The sequence below is a fragment of the Mycoplasma sp. OR1901 genome (assembly GCF_013348745.1).
GTDB lineage: Bacteria > Bacillota_I > Bacilli_A > Mycoplasmatales > Metamycoplasmataceae > Mycoplasmopsis.
The window spans coordinates 747,710-763,555 of sequence record NZ_CP054666.1 but is presented as its reverse complement, the minus strand read 5'-3'; the positions used below and the strand labels follow the sequence as shown (position 1 = coordinate 763,555).

At 26.2% G+C, this 15,846-nt stretch carries 11 protein-coding genes; 7 read left to right on the top strand and 4 right to left on the bottom strand.

Annotated features, from left to right (window positions below; genetic code table 4):
- Positions 1 to 4 precede the first annotated feature (4 nt).
- The 6 genes from alaS (at position 5) to HTZ87_RS02590 (ending at position 6,401) form a co-directional block, all read left to right on the top strand.
- Positions 5 to 2,629, top strand: coding sequence for an alanine--tRNA ligase (gene alaS, locus HTZ87_RS02615; protein WP_174893012.1), 2,625 nt, complete (start codon positions 5 to 7; stop codon positions 2,627 to 2,629).
- A complete protein-coding gene (gene ruvX / locus HTZ87_RS02610; protein WP_174893011.1) occupies positions 2,617 to 3,048 on the top strand; it encodes a Holliday junction resolvase RuvX in 432 nt (143 codons plus the stop codon). Before alaS ends, ruvX begins: the two co-directional genes overlap by 13 nt.
- Complete coding sequence (locus HTZ87_RS02605) at positions 3,048 to 3,707, top strand: BC85_0335 family putative methyltransferase (protein ID WP_174893010.1); 660 nt, start codon at positions 3,048 to 3,050, stop codon at positions 3,705 to 3,707. Before ruvX ends, HTZ87_RS02605 begins: the two co-directional genes overlap by 1 nt.
- 42 nt (positions 3,708 to 3,749) lie before the next feature.
- Entirely contained in the window at positions 3,750 to 4,235 is a 486-nt protein-coding gene (gene greA, locus HTZ87_RS02600; RefSeq protein WP_174893009.1) for a transcription elongation factor GreA, read from the top strand.
- A gap of 54 nt (positions 4,236 to 4,289) precedes the next feature.
- Entirely contained in the window at positions 4,290 to 4,835 is a 546-nt protein-coding gene (gene hpt / locus HTZ87_RS02595) for a hypoxanthine phosphoribosyltransferase (protein ID WP_174893008.1), read from the top strand.
- Positions 4,836 to 4,925: 90 nt separating this feature from the next.
- Positions 4,926 to 6,401: a nicotinamide mononucleotide transporter family protein gene (locus tag HTZ87_RS02590; RefSeq protein WP_174893007.1), complete on the top strand. Its 1,476-nt coding sequence runs from the start codon at positions 4,926 to 4,928 to the stop codon at positions 6,399 to 6,401.
- A gap of 20 nt (positions 6,402 to 6,421) precedes the next feature.
- Here the strand turns inward: HTZ87_RS02590 and pip are convergent, their stop codons facing one another.
- A complete protein-coding gene (pip, locus tag HTZ87_RS02585) occupies positions 6,422 to 7,354 on the bottom strand; it encodes a prolyl aminopeptidase (protein WP_174893006.1) in 933 nt (310 codons plus the stop codon).
- 97 nt (positions 7,355 to 7,451) lie between these two features.
- Between pip and HTZ87_RS02580 the strand changes: the two genes are divergently transcribed.
- Positions 7,452 to 8,429, top strand: coding sequence for an aspartate--ammonia ligase (locus tag HTZ87_RS02580; RefSeq protein WP_174893005.1), 978 nt, complete (start codon positions 7,452 to 7,454; stop codon positions 8,427 to 8,429).
- A gap of 643 nt (positions 8,430 to 9,072) precedes the next feature.
- On the opposite strand, the gene HTZ87_RS02575 is transcribed toward HTZ87_RS02580, so the two are convergent.
- From HTZ87_RS02575 to HTZ87_RS02565, 3 genes are all read right to left on the bottom strand, one after another.
- Positions 9,073 to 11,442 (bottom strand): DEAD/DEAH box helicase family protein, encoded by a 2,370-nt coding sequence (locus HTZ87_RS02575; protein ID WP_174893004.1) that lies wholly within the window; start codon positions 11,440 to 11,442, stop codon positions 9,073 to 9,075.
- Entirely contained in the window at positions 11,429 to 13,144 is a 1,716-nt protein-coding gene (locus HTZ87_RS02570; RefSeq protein WP_174893003.1) for a site-specific DNA-methyltransferase, read from the bottom strand. The genes HTZ87_RS02575 and HTZ87_RS02570 overlap by 14 nt, the downstream gene beginning before the upstream one ends.
- A gap of 156 nt (positions 13,145 to 13,300) precedes the next feature.
- On the bottom strand, positions 13,301 to 15,760 hold the full coding sequence (locus HTZ87_RS02565) for a copper-translocating P-type ATPase (RefSeq protein WP_217481410.1): 2,460 nt from the start codon (positions 15,758 to 15,760) through the stop codon (positions 13,301 to 13,303).
- Between the last annotated feature and the right edge of the window lie 86 nt (positions 15,761 to 15,846).

Here is a 15,846-nt window from a genome sequence, read left to right as displayed (position 1 = left end):
TAATATGAATTCAAAATTAATTAGAGAAAAATGACTTAAGTTTTTTGAATCAAAAGGTCATTTTATTCAACCTTCAAAAAGTTTAGTTCCACAAAATGATCCATCACTATTATGAGTTAATAGTGGTGTTGCTACTTTAAAAGACTATTTTTCAGGTAAAAAAATACCACCTTCAAAAAGAATTGTTAACTCACAAAAATCAATTCGTACAAACGATATTGAAAATGTTGGTGTAACAGCAAGACACCACACATTCTTTGAAATGTTGGGTAACTTTTCAATTGGTGATTACTTTAAAAAAGAAGCAATTGAATTTGCTGCTGAATTTTTAACTAAAGAATTAAACCTTGATAAAGAAAAATTATACTTTACATACTACTTTGAAGATTTAGAAACTAAAGAATTGTGAATGCAACAAGGTTTTGACGAATCACATATGATACCAGGTAATAAAGATACCAATTTCTGAGAAGTTGGATCTGGACCTTGTGGACCTAACACAGAAATTTTCTATGATCGTGGTGAAAAATATGATTCAAGAGGTATTCAATTACTTAAAGAAGATATGGAAAATGATAGATATATCGAAATTTGAAATATAGTGTTTTCTACATTTAATTCAGATGGAAATGGAAATTACACCGAATTAAAACAAAAAAACATCGATACTGGTGCTGGTTTAGAACGTATTGTTTCAATATTACAAGATGCTCCAACTAATTTTGATACCGATTTATTTTTACCAATAATCAATAAAATTGAAGAGTACACATCTTATAAATATGTAATTGAAAATTACTTTACTAAAGATCCGGTTCAAACTGAAATTAATACTAACTTCAAAATAATTGCAGATCACATGAGAACGGTTGTTAACGCACTTGCTGATGGTGCCAAACCTTCAAATACTGGTCGTGGTTACATTCTTAGAAGATTAATTAGACGTAGTTCGTATAAGGCAATTTCACTTGGTATTAACGATTTATTCTTGTATAAATTAGTTAAAGTTGTTAAAGATTCTTTACCTTTTGAATATGAGACAAAGAAAATTGAACAAATGATTAAACAAGAAGAAATTACTTTCTTAAAAACTATTGATAATGGTAAAAAACTTTTAGAAAAATATATTGACGAAAATGTAAAAACATTTCCTGGAGATATTGCTTTCAAATTATTCGAAACATATGGTTTTCCAATTGAGTTAACTAAAGAAATACTCGAACAAAAAAACATATCAATCGAAATGGATTCATTTGAAGAAGCAAGAGTTAAACACTCAGAAGCAAGTAAAACTTCAAAAGTTTCAGGTATGGATAAAGTTATCAATTCACTAACAATTATTAAATCTAAAATTGACAAGTTTATTGGTTACACTAATTTAGAATCAGAAAGTAAGATATTACACTTATTAAATACCGAAAATGAAATTGAATCTTCTGATGATATTAGTTATGTAATTCTTGATGAAACTCCATTCTACGCAACAAGTGGTGGTCAAAAACACGATAGAGGTTACATTCAACAAGGAGCCAATAAAATCTTAATTTTAGACGTATTTAAAGATAAATTTGGTAACCATATTCATAAAGTGGAAGGAACTATTAATAGAAACCTACCAGTGCATTGTTATGTTGACCCAGTTATTAGACTTGGTCTAGAAAGAAACCACTCAGGAACACACTTATTATTCCGTGCTTTAAGAGAAGTTCTAGGTAATCAAATTAAACAGTTAGGAAGTGATAATAACGAAGATAGATTGACTTTCGACTTACCTGCTGATACTAAACCAACTGAAGAACAAATCGAAAAAATTGAAGAATTAGTTCGTAGTTTTATAGCACAAAAAGCAAATCGTGAATATTTAAATATGTCAACTGAACAAGCTAAACAAATGGGTGCAATTATGACCTTAGAAGAAGGTGAATATATGGATCCTAACTTTGTTAGAATTGTTGAATTTGAAAATATTACAGCTGATTTATGTGGTGGAACTCACTTATCTAATACAGAAAAACTTGAAAACTTTAAAATAACTAACGTTGAGAAAAAAGCTGCAGGAGTTTATAGAATTAGAGCCATTTCATCTAATTTACTTGTTGATGAATTTTTAGAAGAACAAAAAAATCAATTAATAGTTGAGGTTGATAATTTAATAGAACGTAACGCTAAATTAGAACCATCATATCAATTTGATCTTGATATACCTGAATCACACGAAGAAGCTATTAGATATTTAAAAAACATAAGTAATTTAATACGTAATGATTATGTAGCTATAATGAAAAAACAAGAAAATGAGTTTAGTTTTGACTATGATAATGTCGAAAAAGAAATGGTCGATAATAAAGAATTAATTTATTTAGATAACTTAGACAGAAAAACAATTAAAAATGTAGCAACTACATTAAGAGAAAAGAATACAAATTCTTTAATTGTTGCCACTTCAGAAGGAACAACTCCTATGTTAGTTGTTTCATCTAAAAAATACGATTCAAAATTTGTTGCATCACAAATTTTTGAACAATTTAATGGTAAAGGTGGCGGAAATTCTATTTTAACTATGGGAAAAATAGATCACAAAGATAACCTAAAAAGCTTTATTATTGAAAGTTTAAAATGAGAAAATTAGGGCTTGACTTAGGAACAAAATCGTGTGGTTTTGCCATTACAGATGAAAGTGAAATAATTTCTTCATCTGTTGAAAACTTTATGTTTGAAGAAAATAATTTTAATTTAGTAATAGAAAGAATAAAATACTACTTATCTATCTATAAAATAGATGGATTTGTATTAGGTTACCCTTTAAAAATAAGCGGTGACAAAAGCGATAGAACTTTAATGGTTGAAAACTTTAAAGTTCAATTAGAACAAAATTTTGATATACCTGTAATGTTAGTTAATGAACAATATTCTACAAAAAGAGCTAAAGAAATATTGAAACAAGGTGGATTAAATACAACTAAAAGTAAAAAATATAAAGATAGTTTAGCTGCTCAAATTATATTAAACGATTACTTAGATTATTACAAACATAAGTGAGGTAAATAATGAAGTGAACACCTACTAATATTGGTTTAGCAATCTCTGCTATAGTTGTATTTGTAATTGGTATATTGGTTTATATTGGTATAAATATTTGAGCTAAAAAAGTAAGAAATAACTTTATAAACAAGTCTAGACAAGAAACTTTAATTAAAATCGAAAGTATGAGAAATGATATTGGAACTCTACCTTTTGAGTTAAAAGAAAAAATAAAGTCAAAAACTGATGATCTAGATATTGAAGGTATTATAAATACAATTTACATTAACAAATATCAAGATATTTTAGTTATTTCTGAAAATGATATTTTCCCTAATATAGCCATAAACGAAAAAACTCAAGCTAAAAACTATTACTTAATGAATGATTTTGACTTTGAAAAATTCACAGAATTAAGAGATAGTAATCACGAAGATATAACAAAACCGTTATTTCTTTATAATAATGAATTACTTGATTTGGTAGCCGTTTTTAAATCGAATATCAATATCAATGATTTATATAAAGACTATTTTAATAAGTTGAATAAAGACGGAATGTTAGTAATTAACTTAAAGAAAACTAAAAAATCTGATCTTAATGTTTTGGTCAATGAATTAAAAAGTAAAAACATAAAATATGAAGTTTCTTATATAACTAATAAATATCTTTTTATTGTTAAATAAACTTTATTGTATAATAATATTAATAATTAGAGGAGTTTCCAAATGAATGATGACAAAAATTTAATTTACTTATCAATTGAGAAGTATAATGAATATAAAAAAGAATACGAACAATTAATTAATATTGAACGTAAATCTGTACAAGAGGCCTTAAAAGAAGCTCGTGCTCAAGGTGACTTATCCGAAAATGCTGAGTATGATGCAGCTAGAGAAAGACAAGGTATTGTTGAAGCTCGTATTTCAGAATTAGAAAATATTTTAGATAATGCAAAAATTATTGAATCTAATTCAGATAAGCAAGATAATAGAATCGGAATAAACTCAGAAGTTACATTTTTAATTCTTGACAAAAATGAAACCAAAACAGTTATGATTACTGGTTCACACGATGCAGACCCATTCCAAAACAAAATTTCAACATTTAGCCCATTAGCTGTGGCTATGTTGAACCACGAAATTGGTGATGAAGTTGAAGTTGAAGGTATTAAGAAATTTACAATTAAAATTATAGATGTTAAACACTTATAATATGAAGTCGTATTTTAATACGGCTTTTTTTATAAGATTTTGAAAGGAGAAAATATGAAAAAACACCCAAAAATAAAAGAGATATTATTCGATGAAAAATTCGTAAATGAAAAAATAAAAGAAGTTGCAAAATGAGTTAATGAAACATATAAAGATAGTGAAGATTTAATTATAGTTGCATTATTAAAAGGTTCAGTACCATTTCTAGCAGAATTAATTAAACATGTTGAAGTGGATCATGAAATTGACTTTATAACTGCAAGTAGTTATAATGGTCACCACGCTTCAAGTGGAAGTGTTAAAATTATTATGGATTTAGCACAAGATATTAAAGGTAAAGATGTCCTAATAGTTGAAGATATTATCGATAGTGGTATTACACTTGATAAAATTAAAAAAATATTAATGAATCGTGAACCAAATTCATTTAGAATAGCAACTTTAATGGATAAACCACAAAATCGTAAAGTTAATTTGGAAGCAGATTGCTTTGGATTTAGTGTTCCAAACGAATTTTTGGTAGGTTTTGGACTTGATTATCAAGAGAAATTTAGAAATCTACCTTACATCGGAATATTAGATGAAAAATATATAAAATAATTATGACAAATGAGCATAAAAAACGGATTTTATAGTAAAAAACCCTGTTTTTATGCTTTTTTATTTCTTTTATAGTATAATAGTTTAATTATGTATACAAGTGTAATTAAAAGAATAATTGTAGCAATAATTATAATATTTTTAGGATTTAACACCCTATATTCATTTGATTATAAATCATGAATATGAGAGTTTGGTAGTGTATGACAAAAGGTGATCGGGGTTAGCGTTTCACTTTCCGCATTGCTAGGTGTTTTATCAGTTATTGCTTTTTCTAACCATAAAAAAATAGGGTATCCATTAGGTATTGTAAACGCATTATTATTTTCGTTATTTGCGTTTTCTTTCAAAATACCTTTAGATGCCTTTATCAACTTATTTATCTATATACCAATATTAATTTTTACTTATTTTAAAACAACGAGAATTATCAAGAATAATAAAAACTTTGAATTTTTTAGATCCAATATTTATTCAACCAGTTTCTTTGTTTTCTTAACAATTTTGATGACTGTATTGTTCTATTATGTAACTCCATTGTTACATGAAAAAATATTAATTTTATTAAATCAATTTGATAAGACTCAAATATATGGATCAAACTTTAATTATTATCAAGCAGCGATAATATTAAATTCTCTAATTAATGCATTATCAATAATTGCATTAAGTATGATGCTTTTAGGATTTAGAGACTCATGACCAGTTTGAATTTTTAAAAACATACTTTCTTTCATCTTTTTTGGAGGAGTAGGATTTTTAAATTGAACAACTATGATAATTAATATTATTTATATGTTGTTCTCAATTTATTTCTACTTAGTAACAACTAATAAACAAAATGTTAAAATTGCATTTATTAGCACAAGTGCAAGTGGTAAAGAAGTACTTATAGATAAGTTAAATCCTTATTTTAACTACAATAAATTTACTAAATTTGAAGATTTTAATGCGAATTCTGAAGAATATGTAGACTATATAAATGACTTAAAAACTAATGGTTATAAATTCCAAAGAGGAATATTCAAAAGAAGATTAAAACAAATTAAGAAAATGCAATTTAATGCAATTAATGTGATGGACGGTCACATGATAGAAGACTTTATTTATCCGGAAGTTAACATTAAATTAAATAATTTTTCTAATAAAGAAAAATGATATTGAAAATTCTGAAAAATGAAATATATAATTTCTCTTGCGTTACAAGAAAAATTAGACTATGTTTTTGTTATAACAAAAGACTTTAAAACAACAAACGTTAATCGCTTGTATGGTGTTGAAAACGCATCAAGCAAACTGGAAAAAAATAGATGAAGCGCAGAAATTAATAATACCCACTTTTTCAAAGAGGTTGATAGCCTATATTTAAAAGATAATAATTTATCTCCTTATTTATCACATCTAGTTAAAAAATATTCTAAGAATGTAGTTCATATACATAACACAAATGCAGATGTTGCTTCTGGAATCGTAATTAATAAAATAGATGCTTTAATAAACAAAAAAACTTCATCTAACATTAGAAAAATTCTTACTAATTTAAAGAAAGTACTTAAATTTAAGTAAAAAATATCTAGTTTAATAGACTAGATATTTTTTAAAATTTCAATTATTTGATTTCATATTGGAGGTTCACTAGTTGAGTGACTAGCTGAATCCATTAAATATAACTTTGAATTTTTAATTTCTTTGTGTAATAAATATGTACCAATAGGTCTACAATCAACATCTTGGCGACCATGCACTATGAAAGTTGGTATTGAAGATAGTTTATATGCATTTTCTAAAATGTAGTTATCACTTTCAAGAAAACTCTTATTAATAAAGTAATGAGTTTCCATTAAAGCGATTGCTTTATTATCGTTTATTTGTTCTTGTGTTAAATTTATCTGTGGTGTAAAATTTTTAATAGAAACAAGGGTGCTTTCTCAGTTTGAAAAAGTAGTTGCAACTTTATTAAGTTTATCAGTATCAGTTTCATTTTTTAATGCGTAATAATATCTTTCTAAATTATTTTTACCAGGATAATTTATTACACTGTTTTTATATTCCTCATATAAATCAGGATAAAACACACTTGCACCATTTTCTTCATATAGATAATCAACATCTTCTTGACGTCCTAAAAAGACTGCCCTTAATAATATTTCACTAACATTATTTGTGTATTTGAGTGCATACATTAAACTTAAAGTAGTTCCTCAACTACCACCAAATAGCATTATTTTATCTAATTTTAAGTGGTTTCTTAATTTTTCTATATCTTCTACTAATTCATGTGTATTATTTTCACTTAATTCTAAAAAAGGTGTACTTAATCCGCAACCACGTTGATCCATAAAAACAATCATAAATTTCTTTTGATCAAATAATTCTAAAAGTTTATAATGACTACCACCACCAGGTCCACCATGTATTACAAAAACGGGTTTGCCTTCTAAGTTTCCATATATTTTATAATGAATTTTGTGTAATTTAGACACTTCTAAAAAGTAAGATTTATTTATTTCGATTTTCATTTTTCTCCCTAGTAATCATGCATATTAATTATTTTTGTATATGCGATTACACTATATAATATTATATATAAAACAAAGTTAGACTAAAAGGAAATATATGTATAAATCAAAATTAAACATAAGAGAAACCCAAAGTGCTATCCAGGATCTGAAAGCACACTTCCAAGAAGATCTTAAAAAAGAATTAAATTTAACAAGAGCAACCGCTCCATTATTTGTTTCTAGAGAATCAGGATTAAATGACGGGTTAAGCGGCGAAGCACCAGTTAAATTTTTACCAAAAGATTCAACAACAGAATTACAAATAGTTCACTCACTTGCAAAATGAAAAAGACAAGCTTTATTTGACTATCATTTTGAAACATATGAAGGTTTATATACCGATATGAACGCAATTAGACGTGAAGAAGAATTAGATGATACTCATTCATATTATGTTGACCAGTGAGACTGAGAAAAAATAATTACTGTAGAAGATAGAAATGTTGATTTCTTAAAAAGCATTGTTAATAAAATTTATAACTGTGTAAAAGAAACTAAGAATTATATTAATGAAAAATATAATTTGCAAGAAGTATTTGCAAATGAAGTATTTTTCATTAGTTCACAAGAACTTGAAAATATGTTTCCTAATTTAAATCCAGAACAAAGAGAAAATGAATTAGCCAAAGAAAAAGGTACTATTTTTATTTACCAAATTGGTTGACCTATGGAGTCTGGGATGATTCAATCTAAAAGAGCATTTGACTATGATGATTGAAAATTAAACGGAGATTTAATAATTTATGCTCCTTGAAAAAATAAAGCCATAGAATTATCATCTATGGGTATACGTGTGGATAAAGATTCAATAATAGCTCAGTCAAAAATGAGCGAAGAAGAAGTTAAGTCGATTTCAGAGTTCCACAAAGGAATAGTAGAAAATACATTACCGCTTACAATTGGTGGAGGAATTGGTCAAAGTAGACTAAGTATGTTAATGCTTGAAAAACAACATATTGGTGAAGTACAGTCATCATACTGACCAAAAGAAATGAAAGAAGAATTGAAAAAAGACAACATTCATTTATTATAAAATAACGAACAAAATTTATATTTTGTTCGTTTTTATACCTAAAAAAGTTGAAAAAAATCGACATAACAATTCGCCATGTCCGAAAAATATATTTTTTTCTCGTAGTATTCCGTCCTCAATATGTTCCAATTCTAAGTCTCTAAACGGAAAATCCCCTTAGCGTCCAAACATATTGCTGCGTATATATTATAAACCTATTTTTTTATTTTTATATTTAAAGTAGTAAATTATTATTAATTTAATATTTTTGCGTAAATACGTATTTTTATTAAATGAACTTAAAATACTATGCTATTATTTTTGTTTTATGTTTAACATTTTTAATATAAATTTATGCTTTCACAATATATTTTTTCAATTTTGTGGCATGAAAAGAGAAAAAAACGAAACTACGTAATATACAGGTGTTTTAGATAAAAAACTTGAAAAGTAAATTTAAACTTATAGTATCTGAGAATAAAAGCAGAACTCTAAATGCTATTTTTGATGAAATTAATTTCTTAAACATTTAATATTTTTGCGTAAATACGTTTTTTTGTTAAATCTGCTCTAATATATGTAGTATCAATTTTTTGAAGAATTACATTTTTAATAAAAAATGTACACTAAAAACTTATTAAAGTTTTAAGTGTACATCATATTTCTAAATCTCTTTTGCTAAATTATATATTCAACTTATTATTTGGTTAGTTTCGATGTTTTCTTTAATAATTTTCTTTATTGTATCATTTGTGCTTCCGCCGCCTGCAATAATAAATTTATTAGATCCGACATTTGATTTATCAACTTGAATTAATAGCGAAGTAACAATTTGCATTAAATTATTATTTTTATCTTCATAATAACCATGATATGAATCAATTATTTTATTTGTTTTTATCTCATCATAATCATTGTTATAGTCTTTAATTTCAACATTTATTTGATGTTCGATTTTATTTGTTTTATAAACTAAAACAAAGTCAGGAAATTGACGTTTGATATTATTATCTTCATCATAATATTCATAAAAGATTCCATTTTGTACTGGGTTTCTAAATAGAGATATATTTTTATAATTATTATTTTTCAAGTCGTCTTTAAAAAGATTAACAATACTATTAATAAAACTTTTTTCGTTATTCGAATCATAATAGTGCAACCTTTGTTTAGATTTATTATTTAACAATGATATCAATTCATATTGATAATTTATTTTCTGCTCTTCAAACTCAATTTTGAAATCTTCATCAGTTATTTCAAAATTAATATCAGAAGGTAACTGTTTATCATACATGAGTTTAAATTCACGGATATTAAGTTCGTTAATTTGTTTTTTTCTTTGATCTAAGACATATTTTTTTACCTTAGGGTATATAAACTTAATAAATGAATATCAAAGTAGTGAATTGATGTGATCTTTATAATTATCAATAAAGTATTGATCTATTGCTCTCAAATCTTTTTTATCAAGAATATTAGATGTTTTTGTGCTAAATTCATTTATAAATTGACTTAATTCAATAATATTATTAATTTTTCTATTAATATATTGTAATTCTTGGTTAGTTTCTTTATCTATTATTTTTTCTTCTTTATAAGGTAAAAATCCTTTTTCTTTATAGTAGTTTAAATAATAATCATAATTTGATAATAATTGATTTTTATTGTTTTTAATTAGTTCAATAATCCCATCACTTAGATCGACCTTTATTTTTTCAACTTCTTTATTGATTTCACCATAGTAAAACTTATCATTTAAACTTTCTTCATTTAATTTATATGAACTGAATTCTCTATCTTTACCTATTTTGTCGATATTTTCAATATTTGAATATACTCAATAGTTATATGCTGTTGAATTATCATCAAATTTATAAGCTGGATTTGGGTTACGTTTGATACGTCCAATGGTTTGGATGCTTAAACTATCAGAAGATACATTTCTTAATTGAACCAACATACAAGCACGTGGTATGTTTCAACCAGTTGCAGGTCCAACTTTAAAGATTATTACATCAATATCAGAACTGCTTTTAGAAATATTTTTTAAAGAAATATTACCACGCATGTTTGAATCTATTTTTTCAGAAGAAAAGTATTTAGCTCATGTTAAATTATGTTTCTTTAATGTTTTGATTATATTATCGATCTTTTCATCAAAATCTTTATCATTAGCTTTTTTATCGTTTACTTGAATTAACATAGCAGGATTAATATTATCTATTAACCCATCTTCGGTTATATACTTTTGTTTAATTTCTTTAAATTTAGTACATGCAACATCTAATAATTCTAAATCACTAAGTTGTTCGCTATTAGTTTCAGATAATCCTTCATTTAAATGACCATTGATTTTAAGTAATTTAATATCATCTTCTTTTAGTTCTTTTTCACTAATCTTAACTTGTTCATAAATACCTTTTGGTGTAGCGGTCATATTAATTTGAAAATTAGCCGCTTTACTCATTTTTTCGTAAAAGTTTTCTGCTGCTTTCTTATCTCTACCTTTAATTCCTGATTCACTTGTTCCGATATGTGCCTCATCACGAATAAAAGCAACAAAGTAATTGTTTGAGATCTCTGAAATGAATTTATCTAAAATACCTTGTTCGGTATATATTCTGTTAGCACCGAATGAAGAAGCTCCTAAAATAAATACTTTATTAGTTTCAACTTTGAATGTATAATCAGCATCTTTAACATTATTTTTACTATTTGATGGAGATTCTTTTCTTTCAAAAATAAGATTGTTTCTATTTTCTAAATAATATTTATATTCATTAAAATTATCTTCCATTTGTTTAGGTAATTCAGCGTTAGAAAGAGTCATAACAACAAAAATAATAGGCTTATTATCTCTTTGTTTATTAATTGTAATAGCTTGATCAATAAAGTTAGCAATCATAAAAGTTTTACCTGAACCTGTTGGTGCTTTAAATTCAACTATTTTAGATTGATTAAGACTATATGAGTTATTAAAATGTTTTAAGAGTTGAGAAACCGCTCTATCTTGGGTATTAGTTAATTTCATCTAGTTTATCAACTTCCTCTTTATCTAATGAATATAAATTAGTTAAATTGTTTAATAACTCATCATTGCTAATATCTTTAACTTCAAACTTAGTTAATGATTCTCTAAGAGTATCAACTAAATATTCTGTTTTAGTTTGGTTTTGATCAAGACTAATATTGCTATATTCTAAGTCAAAAACATTTAAATTTTGTTTATATGGTTCATTTTTTTCACTTCATTTAAAAGTTTCGTTATTTGTGCCTAAACCATGATTTATTCTAAATAAACGTTCGTAGGTGATATCATAACCAATATTGTTTTCATTATTTGTTACAAGTGTAAAAGTTCTATTTCCACCATCTTCTTTATTTAGTTCTAAAACAGCGTGACCTGTTGTTCCTGAGCCTGCGAAAAAGTCTAAAACACGGGCGTTTTTGTCGGAAGTTAAATTTATAATTCTTTTAATTAATGATGTTGGTTTTGGGTTGGAAAATACTTTACCACTTATAATATCTTCAAGATTATAGTTGCCCATGGTATTTGAATAAATATTATTTACAAATTCTAAATCTGATACTGATTTTCTTCTTTCTTCATGTACAATTGAATAACAATCGTTAATTTTTTCTATTTTTGCATTTAAATATTTTTTAGGCCATAATCTGTTATTTCTAACAGTTACAAAGTCGTTTTCAATAGCAAAATTAGTTAATTCTTTCGATCATGTTCAACGTCAACCATTCCCGTTACTAAAATTATTTTTTTGTCTTAAATCATATAATTCTTTACCACCTGGGTAATAAGTTTTACCTTTAAAAATAATGGGGTAGTCAAGTGATTTTACATAACCTAATGAATTTGTATCTAAGCTTTGTTTTGTATGATATTGTCCTCGCTCAACCAAATATTCATCTTCTTTGTTAAACGCTTGATCTACAACTAAATCTTTTTTAATATAAATATTATTAATATTTTTCGCAAAGATAATTAATTCATCGTGATTTGATGAGAATAGTTTTGTCTGTGTTTTTCCACCTTTAACGGTTAATCTTGGTAAGTTACCAATAAAATTCTCTTCTCCAAAAATCTCGTCCATCAAGACTTTTAAATATGCTTGTTCGTTGTCATCAATCGATACAAAAATAACTCCGTCATCTTTGAGAAGTTTCTTGGCCAATTTAAGTCTTTCGTTCATCATGTTAAGTCAACCATTACGGCTGAATTTATCACGATATATAAATTTTGAAGCGGAAATATTTTCTTTGTCATTTGCGGAATTATTTCCGTCTGTACGTGCTGATTCTGTGTTATAAGGAGGGTCAATATAGATTACATCGTAGTTATAATCTAAGCCGCGTCTCTCTCTCTCTCTCTCTCTCTCTCTCTCTATTACTAATAAATTTTTAAGAGCATCATAGTTTTCACCTATGATTAAGGTGTTTTCGCTTTTAGATTCATTGAATCTAAAAGACTTTTGTTTGTTGTGTTTAAGCACTGAAATTATTTTGCTATTAATTTCGGGTGCTGAATCGAATGTAAAACCAATTTTCACTCTTTGCATTAAAAATTGGTATACGTTTTGTAATTGTGTTTTATCAGTTAGGTTCTCTAAAAGCATTTTACATATTGCTTTTTGATCTTTATTCAAGTCATTTACTGATAATTCATCAATTTTATTTTTATAATCCTCAAGTAATTGAGAATAATTTTTATTTTCCATATTTGTCCCCTCTTATAATTTGTATATTTATATTATAAACAATTTTATAAACGAAATTACTTTAGATTTATTATTTTATAAAGAGAATAAAGAGTTAAACAAATTTTAGAATAATAAAAATTGACACTACAATGAAGTAGCATCAATTTGAATTTATTATTTTTTAATTCTTAATAACATAGCATTAATTGCAACAACAACTGTACTTAATGTCATAAATATTGCTCCAATTTCAGGGCTAACATTAACTCCTACAGATGATAAAACACCTGCTGCAAGCGGTATTGCAATAAGGTTATAAAGTGTAGCTCAAATTAAGTTTTGAATCATTTTGTTATAAGTTTTTTTAGCAAAATTAGTAATAATTAATATATCTTGTAAATTACTATTTATCAATATAATATCTGAAGTATCTTGAGCAATATCGGTTCCAGAACCTATGGCTACTCCTATATTTGCTCTAGCAAGAGCAGGAGCGTCGTTTATTCCGTCTCCGACCATCATAACTATTTTATTATTTTTTTGTAATTGTTTAATTTTTGATTCTTTTTGATCAGGTAATACGTTTGCAAAATAACCGTCTAAACCAAGTTGTTTTGCAACACTTTGTGCAACTAATTCGTTATCACCAGTTAACATATAAGTTTTAATGTTTTTTTCTTTTAATTTTTTGATTGTTTCGAAAGAATCTTCTCTTATTTTATCGTTAAGTAATAACTGTGCTATAACTTGATTTTCAATTAATAAAAATACATTAGTAGCAATTTTATTATCAATTAAATCAATATTTAAGTTATTTTCTATTAAATATTGATGGTTAACTAATTTTATATTTTTTGTTTCATTATTAATATTTAGTGAACCACTTAAACCATAACCTGGAATAACATTACTGTTAACTAATTCGTATGTATCTAAATTAAGATTTTTAGCATGATTTAAAATAGCATTTGCTATAGGGTGATTTGAATATTTTTCTAATGAATTTGCAATTTTAATTGTTTCTTCGTTTGTATATTTCTCATCAAAAATTTTGATATTTTCAATTTCAAAATTACCGTATGTAAGAGTTCCTGTTTTATCAAAAACAACAATATCAACTTTTCTTGCATTTTCAAAAGATACTCTATTACGTACTAAAATTCCGTTTTTAGCTAATTTATCAGTTGATCTAGAAACAACAAGTGGTATTGCTAAACCAAGCGCATGCGGACAAGTTATAATCATAACTGTTGCAGCATTTTTAATTGATATATCAATATTTTTTGAAACTGAGATTCAAACAATAAATGTGATTATTCCAACACTTATTGCTAAAATTGTTAAAACAAAGGCTGCTTTATCTGCTAAGTGTTGTGTTTTTGATTTTGATTGTTTAGCTTCTTGAACTAATTTAATTACTTTTGAAAGGTAATTATTTTCGTTTGTTGCACTAACTCTTAGTTCAATAGAACCATTTGTATTAATAGAACCACCAATAACTTTATCTCCGATAGTTTTTGAAACTAATTTAGATTCACCTGTTAACATTGATTCGTTAATTTCAGAATTACCTTTAATTATAATTCCATCACTTGGTATTTTATCACCAGGTTTAACTAAGATAATATCACTGATTTTTAATTCAGAAGTTTTCACTTCTTTAATTTCTCCATTTACAATTAAATTTGCTTTATCAGGTATTAAATTAGCAAGTTTTTTAAGTGAATTAGATGCACTTACAACTGAGTGCATTTCAATTCAGTGACCTAATAACATTATGTCTATTAATGTTACTAACTCTCAAAAGAAATTATCCTTATTTTTTGCAAAAACTGTGTAAAAACTATATGTATAGGCCACTGTTATTGCGATAGCAATTAAGGTCATCATTCCTGGTTTTTTAGCTTTAATTTCGTCGTATGCACCTTTAAAGAATGGAATACCTCCATAGAAGAAAACAACACTAGATATTGCTAATTCTAAGTATTGTGATCCATTGAATTGTAATACTGTAGATCCGATTAATTTAGCAAATAGACCTGAAACTAAAATAACTGGTATTGTTAATATCAATGATATGAAAAACTTAATTTTAAAGTCTTTTATCATTGCTTTATGGTGCTCGGTATGATCGTGATGATCATGTCCTCCGTGTCCTGAGTGGTTTGAATTTCCATGATTATGGTGTCCGTGATGTTGACTATGATTATGATGTTTATCATTTTCGTTTACTTGGTGCCCATGATGTTGACTATGATTATGTTGATCATGCCCCTCATGCCCTGAGTGGTTTGAATGCGTATGATTATGGTGCCCATGATGTTGATCATTATTATGTTGATTATCATTTTTGTTTACTTGGTGATCATTATGTCTGTGCATATCATGGTGCATATGCTCACTATGATTATGAGCATGATGTTTGTGCTCATTTTCTTTTTTGCTATCATGATTATCATGTTCGTGATGTTCTATTTGCTCATGATGTGCGTGATTTTCATGGTTTTGTTTATGTTCATTGTGATTATGTGCTTCATGACTTTTTTGAGTTAAGTCATTTTCTAAATTCTTTGTTTTACATTTATTTAAACAATGATTATTAGAACCATTTTTTTCTTTGTCTTTATCGCTCATTTGTCCTCCGTATTATTTTGAATAATTATAATAGATAAAACTATTTTTTATTTAATAAAAGTTATTTTTTTAATGAAATTTACAGA